Below are 7407 nucleotides of genomic sequence, written 5' to 3' on the forward strand. Positions count from 1 at the left end.
TTTCAGCACTTATCCCTTCCACACATAGCTACCCAGCCATGCTCTTGGCAGAACAACTGGTACACCAGCGGGGCGAAGAAATGAACATCACTCCGGACCCGGACGAGATCGTCCAGGAGGAGGCCGAGCCGTACGAGACGCGGCCGGTTGCGGTGTCCGTGTGCGGTCCGACCGAGGTGCGGGAGCTGCCCGCGTCCGGGTACCCCGGCTACAAGACGGACACGGCCACGGCCGCGGTGGCCGTGCGGGTGCTCGCGCTGGAGCCGCGCCGCCAGTACGCGACGCTGATCGCGCAGGATCAGGACGTGTGGATCTCCAGCACGCAGGCCGGTGCGCAGTCGGGGGCCGCGGGCGCGATGCGCATTCCGGCCGTCCTGCCCTACGTCGTGCGGCACACCCATGAGCTGTGGGTGTGCGCGGTCACCGGCAGCACGGCCGTGGGTGTCGAGTCCGTCTACTGGAGCCAGTGATGCCCTCTCCCACCTACGTGCCGCTCATCCGCACCGGCGTCGATGTCGAGTTCGCCGACGTGGCCGTGACCGGCGCCCTCGATGTGACCGGGGCCGCCACGGTCGGCGGGAACCTCACCGTTGCCGGGTACACCGCCCTGGAGGCGGGGCAGGCCGACGCGCAGTTCACCCTCTGGTCCGGGGACAAGGACACCCTCCGCATCGGCACCGCCGGCGGGGGCCTGGCCGTGGCCGAGGGCGCCGGCGCCACCAGCGGCGTGGCCACCCTGGTGGCGGGTGCGGTCACGGTGGCCACCAACAAGGTGGCCGCGAACTCCCGGATCCAGTGCACCGTCCAGTCCCTCGGAACGGTCACCACACCCAAGGCTGTCGGGGTCACCGCCCGGGTGGCCGGCACGTCGTTCACCATCACGTCCGCGGACGCGACGGACACGTCCGTCGTGGCCTGGTTCATCATCTCGCCCACGGCCTGAGCCGTCCTACAGAAGGGGGACCCATGTCCCCGCAGCAGCAGAGAGACCCGGTCCTGGCGCAGCTCGCCACGCTCCAGACCAAGGTGGACGGACTCCGCCGGGAGGTGAAGACGATCGCGGTCACGCAGGACCAGCACGCCAGGAAGATCCAATGGATGAGCGCGGTGGCCCTCCTGGCGGTGGGGGCGATAGGCGGGCCGGACGCCGTGGCCGCGCTCACGGGAGCGGCATGACGACGCCGGCGCCTCAAGTGCTGGACGCGTCCGGGTCGGTGACCCTGGACGCGTCCGGCCACGGCGTGGTCCAGCTGGCCCCTGAGTCGTTCCGGACCTGGCTGGTGACCACCATCAACGTGGCCACGTCGCAGGACCCCACGCAGACCCCCGTCCCGCAGGTGCGGGTGTTCCTGGGGGGCGTTGGCGGACAGCGGGTCGCGCAGTCCTGGATGGGCAACCAGTCGACCGCTACGGGGTCGACGCTGGTGCAGCCCTCCCAGCCGCTCGTGATCGAGTGGGTCAACGGGGTCCCGGGCTCGGTGGCCACGGCGTGGCTGTACGGCACCATGACAATGCGGTAGAGGGGGAGAGTCGTGCAGTTCCAGGACGAACTTGCGGGCGGGATCGTGCTGATCCGGCCCGCGTTGCAGTCTCCGGACTTCCAGCCGGGCACGTCCGGCTGGTGCGTGCGGATCGACGGATCGGCGGAGTTCAACGACATCACGGTGCGCGGGACCCTGGAGTCCGCGAACTACGTGCCCGGGGTGTCCGGCTGGCACCTCGACCAGAACGGGTCAGCGGAGTTCAACGACATCACGATCCGCGGCGGCACGTCGCTCGGGGGTGAGGCGTTCTACTACGACGGCACCCCGGGCCCCGGGACGCTGGTCCTGGCCATCGCAGCAGCGGCCGGCACCGACCCCTACGGCAACGCCTACGAGGACGGGGTGACCGTGCTCGGGTCGACCGGCACGGTCAACATCAACACAGACACGGGTGTCGTCTGGTCCAACAACCTCGGGTCCCTGATCGAGATCATTGCGGGCGGGGCACAGGCCCTCCAGCAGCTCCGGCCCGCGACCGTTCCCGGGGTCACGTGGGCGGACGCTGCCCTGGGGACGAACCTGACCTCCACCCACGGCGCCGACACCCCGTCCCTGTTCCTCCAGTCCCCCAGCACGACCGTGAACACGGCCAAGTCGAGCATCCGGCTGCACGGCGGATCCCCGACCGTCAACGCCAACCGGATTGAGGCCGTCACCCAGGTGTTCGAGATCACCGGTTCGGTGACCGCGGCCAACCTCCAGGGCGGGCAGGCGTCCACCGCGGCACCCGGCGCCGGAGGCGGGGTCACGTCCGTCAACGTCGTGTTCCCGACTCCGTTCCCCAGCACGCCCGCGGTGACGATCGACCCCCGGTCCGCGGCCGACCCCTCCGGCACGGTGATTCGTGGCTATGTCGACAGCGTGACCACAACCGGTTTCACCATCCGCGCGTACCGCTCCACGAACGCGCTCACCAACTGGTCATGGATCGCTTACGCCTGACCTAGTGCACACCGCGTAGACAGGATGCACGCACATGAGTAGGGTCCCGGCCATGGCAACCGAGCCGCAGTACAAGAGCATCCGCGTGTCCGTGGACACGCACCAACGCGTGCACGACCTGGCCGCGCGGCTGGGCAAGAGCGCGGATGAGACCCTGCAATTCCTGCTGGGCGACCACACCGTCCGCATCCCCGCCGGGCCCGTGCTCCAGGACCGTTGGGAGGAGGGCGCACGCAAGGCCGGCCTGCCCCTGGCGGAGTTCGTCGTGGTGTGCGTGGAGGGCTCCATGACGTACGGCGCGCCCCCGTCCGGTCTTCAACTGGTGTTCGAGCACGTACAGGCGCTCACCCGGGCCGCGGGCGTCAAGCCGATCCCTGTCAACGTGAAGCCCACACGGCCCCCCGGCCCGTCCACACGGCGTGCACACCCGTGATCCGGCGCGCGCTCACGGCCGTCCTCGCGGTGGCCAGCACGGCCGTGCTGGTCTACCTCGGGGGCGCCGCCCTCACCCCGGCGCCCTGTGCGCCCCCGACCGATCTGCACCAGGAAAGGACGCCATGACCACCAAGAGCGACGGCACCGAGAACCCCCCGGGCACCGAGGCCGCGACCGAGGTCAAGGAGGAGGCCGCCGAGGTCAAGGAGGAGATCAAGGACACCAAGGAGGAGGCCGCCGAGGCACGCAAGGAGGGGGACACCGACCGGGCGGACCGCCTGGAGGCCAAGGTGACCGGCCTGGAGGGGAAGCTGGACACCCTCCTGGGCAAGATCGATTCCCTGATCAGCCGCCCGTTCCACCCCGCGCCCCAGGAGCGCGCCGACGACGCCGGCGCCACCGAGAGCACGGACAAGAAGGGGGCCGGCGCCGAGTCCATCGACACCTCTGCGGCGGCCGACGACACCCCCAAGCCGCGCCGCCGTACCGCGTCGCGCGGCTGGTTCGGCTCCCGCGTGGACGAGGACTGATCACCATGGCCGATCCGATGAGCTACCCGGAGTTCGCCAAGGCACTGCGGGCCGAGGGCCTGACCGTGGTCGAGGTCAAGACCGAGGGGAAGTCCCCCGCCAGCCACAACCGCAACCACAAGGGGCCCTGGGGGCCCGTGAACGGTGTGATGATCCACCACACCGTGACCAAGGGCAGCGCCAAGACCGTGGAGATCTGCCGCAAGGGCTACGAGGGTCTACCCGGGCCGCTCTGCCACGGCGTGATCACCAAGGACGGCAAGGTGCACCTGGTGGGCTACGGCCGCGCCAACCATGCCGGGCTCGGGGACGACGATGTGCTGCGCGCGGTCGTCGCAGAGACGGCACTGCCCGCGGACAACGAGGCGAACACCGACGGCAACCGGCGCTTCTACGGGTTCGAGTGCGAGAACCTCGGGGACGGCAAGGACCCGTGGCCCGCGGTGCAGCTCGAAGCGATCGAGCGGGCCGCCGCCGCGGTGTGCCGGCACCACGGGTGGAACGAGGGCTCCGTGATCGGGCACCTTGAGTGGCAGCCGGGCAAGATCGACCCCCGCGGGTTCACCATGGCGTCCATGCGCGCCCGGGTGAAGACCCGGCTCACGGGCAAGCCCAAGCCGCCGGCGGACCCCAAGCCCAAGCCCCCGGCCACCAAGCCGCCCGTCGCGACCAGGCCGCCCGGGCTCAAGGACGTGCAGCAGGACGCGCGGCTGGCCCGCCTGGAGGCCGAGGTGGATGCCCTCCAGGCGGATCGGGGGAAGTAGTCGCAACCGTCCCCGTATGGGGGTACGGTGCCGGTACGTCACATCGGTTCCCCCTCCCGCCCGTTGAGGGAACCACCCCGGCCCCCCGCGCCGCCCGAGTTGCTGTACCCCCTGTCAACTCGGTCTGGAGCGGGGGGTTTCGCGTCCCCCGGCCCCTACCAAGACCAGTGAAAACCTGTTAGGTTTATGCGCATGGCCCGCCCTTTCAAAGATCCGGCCGAACGGCTGGACCACCCCATCACGTGCCTGTTCACCGCACAGGAAAAGGCACAGATCGAGCGGACCGCGCAGCGCTTCGGCATCTCCAAGGCCGCCGCCGTACGACTCCTCGTACGCGTCGCTCTGGAGTCCGAAACACCCATCACTCCCAAGTGACCCGAAAGAGGCAGACCTGTGATCGACACTCACATGTCACCCGAACCCAACGACGACGACCAGCCGCCGATGTTCCCGGCCCTCTCCATCCTGGAACGCCAGACCCCCCCCGCCCGTTACGGCCGTGAGCCGTTCTGGCGGGCGCCGGTCACCCCCCCGTCCCGGGACGTCTACATCCCGCACTGGAACTGGATCGGCATCCACGAGATCCCCGCCGACCGCGAGGCCCTCACCCTGGACGCGAACGGCGCCTACCTGGCCGCGATCGGCGCGGTGCAGGTGGCGCACTCCCACCTCAAGGAGACCGGCGGCATCCACCACGGGGAGTACCCCTCCCCCCGCCAGGTGCTCCCCGGGTACTACCGCGTCCGCACGCCGTACTGGGCGTTCTCGGGCACGATCGTCTCGCCCCTGGGGGATTCCTCCCGCACCGAGACGGAAGAGTCCCTGTGGGTGGCCCACCCCACGCTCCAGCTCATGTTGGAGCTGCACGAGCAGGGCGCGCTCGCGGACGTGGTGATCTACGACTCCTGGACCAGCGACGTGCGCACCGACTTCCGCGACTGGTCCGCCACGCTGCGGGAGCTGCGCCTGACCCGTCTCGACGCGATCGACCAGGCGCAGACCGACGCCACCCGCAAGGCGGCCGAGGACCAGTACGACGCGTTCAAGGAGGGCTACTCCGCCGCCCTGTCGATGATGCTCACGGGCGAGAAGTGCCGCACCCGGCGCCCCGACTGGAATCACGCCGTTCTCGCGCACGCGTCCGCCGCGATGTGGCGCAAGGCGTGGCGCTGGACCGAGACCGGCCGGCCCCTCATCTCCATGGGTGCCACCGACGAGATCACCGTGATCGGCGCGGACCTCCCCGAGGTCATGAGCAAGCCCAAGCCCCCCTTCAAGTACGACCCGACCGGACGCCAGCTCGGTGCCCTCAAGCCCAAGCCGAACGCCGCCCCGGTCCGCACCGACCAGCGCGCGCAGGACGTGCCCATGGTCCTGGACACCGACGGGGACGACATCCTGTGACCGTCCTCCTCCTGGCCCTGGCCGCCGTAGCCACCTCGGTGGCCGCGGCGGTCGCGGCCGTCCAGTCACGCGCCGCCACCCGCAGACTGCGCGCCCTGGTCCGCCAGCAGGCCGCCCGCAGCGCACAGGCCGCCACCGACCGCGCCTTCGTCATATGGGCCAACTGGACCATGCTCACGGTCACCGACCGGGACGGCATGATCCAGGCCGCCACTCTCCGCCAGCTCTACACCACCGGCTACTGGGACCGCATCTGGGACAACCCCGTCGCAGTCGCGCTCTGGCACGGAGACCCCGACACCCTGACCGCCTACGCCGACGACGAGGGGAGCGACCGTGCCTGACCTTGCCGCAGCTCTAGATGCCGCCCTCAGCGCACGCTACCCCCGCAACGAGGTACGCACCCCCATCACGCAGCGCCGCGGCCTCCAGGCGCGCATGAACCAGTTGGAGAACCTGTTCACGCCCAAGAAGGGGGACACGGACCGGCGCAGCGCCATAACGCGCGCGGCCGAGGCCGCCGGCATCCCGGTGCGCACCTGGCGCGACTGGCGCGCGGGCAAGGGCCAGTCCGCCCGCAACCTCCGCAAGCTGGAGACGGCACACAACCGGTTGATCACCATCCCCCGCTTCAGGCAGCGCGTGAACAGCACCCCCGCACCCAACCGGGTCAGCGTCACCGCGTCGATCAACTGGAACGGCTACAAGAACCGCACCGAGCACCGGTCGACCACCCTGGAAGGCATGCGACGCGTCATGGTCGCAGTCATCCGCGCGTGGACCACCGCCGGACCCGAGGCCGCCGCAGACACCCTCCAGCGCGGCGCCGCATCGGCCTACAACACCCAGAGCATCGCATTCGAGGGAAACGACGTAGAGGTGGACTTCCCGTGACAGACCGACCCACAGAACCCCACTGCTCTGCCCCCGGGTGCGGGCGCCCCGAGGAGCCCGACCACCTCGGACTCCGCCAGGGCCACCGATTCCGCCAGGTCATGGAAGTGCAGCCGCTCGCGGCCGATGCCACCATGCCCCGCATCGACATGCAGGCCCCCTACTGCTACGCCGCCTACCGCTTCGACCAGACGCCCCCCGAGATGATCTCCTGGGGATCCTGGGACGAAGCCCCCGGCCCGTTCGTGGAGGCGTACCACGCGGCCACCCACCAGGTGAGCTACATCCGCGTGCAGCACCAGTACTACGGGCCCATGAAGGTGAGCATCTGGCAGCGCCGCGCCGATGAGCACTACTCCCAGGCACCGCCGGCCGACGCGTACGCGCTGTACGTCGGCGACCCCAACGACACCATGCGCGCCGAACTGGCGGCACTCCGGGAACGCGCGGACAAGGGCTGCACCCACCCCGCCGGCGAACCGTGCTTCGGCAAGCCGCGCCCCGTCGACGGACCCGGCTGCACACCGACCATCGTGGAGGACTGACATGCCCAAGGAACGCTCCAGCGAGAAGAAGGCCGCGCGCCAGCTGGCCGCCGCCCGCGGCATCCCGTACACCGCAGCACTGCGCCTGCTGCGAGAGCAGCGGGACACCCCGCTCCCCGTGCCCACGGAGGCCGACCTCCTGACCGCCCTACGCGGCAAGGTGGCCGACGACGACCCCCCGCCGGCCGTCGTGCCCACCGAGGAAGAGCCCCCCGGCGCCTACTGCGCCTGTGCCGACCCGGCCTGCCCCACCGCCGACGGGCAGTACTCGCACTGAACATGGAGAGGCCCCGGGGCCGCACAGCCCCGGGGCCTCAAGTGGAGGACCGCGAAAGGCCCTTCACTCCCA

General features: G+C 70.4%; 13 protein-coding genes. All 13 read left to right on the forward strand.

Annotated features, from left to right (window positions below; all coding sequences use genetic code 11):
- Positions 1-470, forward strand: a 470-nt coding sequence (locus ACFCYN_RS24485; protein ID WP_375952592.1) for a hypothetical protein, incomplete at its 5' end; no start/stop codon positions are given.
- A complete protein-coding gene (locus ACFCYN_RS24490; protein ID WP_375821556.1) occupies positions 470-943 on the forward strand; it encodes a hypothetical protein in 474 nt (157 codons plus the stop codon). The genes ACFCYN_RS24485 and ACFCYN_RS24490, both read left to right, overlap by 1 nt.
- A gap of 23 nt (positions 944-966) precedes the next feature.
- Positions 967-1176, forward strand: a complete 210-nt coding sequence (locus ACFCYN_RS24495) for a hypothetical protein (protein ID WP_375821557.1) — start codon at positions 967-969, stop codon at positions 1174-1176.
- Positions 1173-1520, forward strand: coding sequence for a hypothetical protein (locus tag ACFCYN_RS24500; RefSeq protein ID WP_375821558.1), 348 nt, complete (start codon positions 1173-1175; stop codon positions 1518-1520). The genes ACFCYN_RS24495 and ACFCYN_RS24500 overlap by 4 nt, the downstream gene beginning before the upstream one ends.
- Before the next feature lie 12 nt (positions 1521-1532).
- Positions 1533-2486, forward strand: a complete 954-nt coding sequence (locus ACFCYN_RS24505; RefSeq protein ID WP_375821559.1) for an H-type lectin domain-containing protein — start codon at positions 1533-1535, stop codon at positions 2484-2486.
- Between the two features lie 52 nt (positions 2487-2538).
- Entirely contained in the window at positions 2539-2919 is a 381-nt protein-coding gene (locus ACFCYN_RS24510; RefSeq protein WP_375821560.1) for a hypothetical protein, read from the forward strand.
- 124 nt (positions 2920-3043) lie between these two features.
- Entirely contained in the window at positions 3044-3451 is a 408-nt protein-coding gene (locus ACFCYN_RS24515) for a hypothetical protein (protein WP_375821561.1), read from the forward strand.
- Positions 3452-3456: 5 nt separating this feature from the next.
- Positions 3457-4215, forward strand: a complete 759-nt coding sequence (locus ACFCYN_RS24520; RefSeq protein WP_375841086.1) for an N-acetylmuramoyl-L-alanine amidase — start codon at positions 3457-3459, stop codon at positions 4213-4215.
- A gap of 393 nt (positions 4216-4608) precedes the next feature.
- Positions 4609-5619: a hypothetical protein gene (locus tag ACFCYN_RS24525; RefSeq protein WP_375841084.1), complete on the forward strand. Its 1011-nt coding sequence runs from the start codon at positions 4609-4611 to the stop codon at positions 5617-5619.
- Positions 5616-5963, forward strand: a complete 348-nt coding sequence (locus ACFCYN_RS24530) for a hypothetical protein (RefSeq protein ID WP_375821564.1) — start codon at positions 5616-5618, stop codon at positions 5961-5963. The genes ACFCYN_RS24525 and ACFCYN_RS24530 overlap by 4 nt, the downstream gene beginning before the upstream one ends.
- On the forward strand, positions 5956-6513 hold the full coding sequence (locus tag ACFCYN_RS24535; RefSeq protein WP_375821565.1) for a hypothetical protein: 558 nt from the start codon (positions 5956-5958) through the stop codon (positions 6511-6513). Before ACFCYN_RS24530 ends, ACFCYN_RS24535 begins: the two co-directional genes overlap by 8 nt.
- A 101-nt stretch (positions 6514-6614) precedes the next feature.
- Positions 6615-7058 carry a hypothetical protein gene (locus tag ACFCYN_RS24540; RefSeq protein WP_375821566.1) on the forward strand — a complete coding sequence of 148 codons (444 nt, stop codon included), beginning with the start codon at positions 6615-6617 and terminating at the stop codon, positions 7056-7058.
- 1 nt (position 7059) lies between these two features.
- The gene (locus ACFCYN_RS24545) at positions 7060-7335 is read left to right on the forward strand and encodes a hypothetical protein (protein WP_375821567.1); all 276 of its coding nucleotides are present in this window, start codon (positions 7060-7062) and stop codon (positions 7333-7335) included.
- Positions 7336-7407: the final 72 nt, after the last annotated feature.

The organism is Gottfriedia sp. NPDC056225 (genome assembly GCF_042267765.1).
Lineage (GTDB): Bacteria > Bacillota > Bacilli > Bacillales > Bacillaceae_G > Gottfriedia.

Excerpts from the sequence above, each read along its gene's own strand:
- ACFCYN_RS24490 (WP_375821556.1), top strand. The coding sequence starts at position 470 with ATGCCCTCTCCCACCTACGTGCCGCTCATCCGCACCGGCGTCGATGTC.
- ACFCYN_RS24495 (WP_375821557.1), top strand. The coding sequence starts at position 967 with ATGTCCCCGCAGCAGCAGAGAGACCCGGTCCTGGCGCAGCTCGCCACG.
- ACFCYN_RS24500 (WP_375821558.1), top strand. The coding sequence starts at position 1,173 with ATGACGACGCCGGCGCCTCAAGTGCTGGACGCGTCCGGGTCGGTGACC.
- ACFCYN_RS24510 (WP_375821560.1), top strand. The coding sequence starts at position 2,539 with ATGGCAACCGAGCCGCAGTACAAGAGCATCCGCGTGTCCGTGGACACG.
- ACFCYN_RS24515 (WP_375821561.1), top strand. The coding sequence starts at position 3,044 with ATGACCACCAAGAGCGACGGCACCGAGAACCCCCCGGGCACCGAGGCC.
- ACFCYN_RS24520 (WP_375841086.1), top strand. The coding sequence starts at position 3,457 with ATGGCCGATCCGATGAGCTACCCGGAGTTCGCCAAGGCACTGCGGGCC.
- ACFCYN_RS24540 (WP_375821566.1), top strand. The coding sequence starts at position 6,615 with ATGGAAGTGCAGCCGCTCGCGGCCGATGCCACCATGCCCCGCATCGAC.
- ACFCYN_RS24545 (WP_375821567.1), top strand. The coding sequence starts at position 7,060 with ATGCCCAAGGAACGCTCCAGCGAGAAGAAGGCCGCGCGCCAGCTGGCC.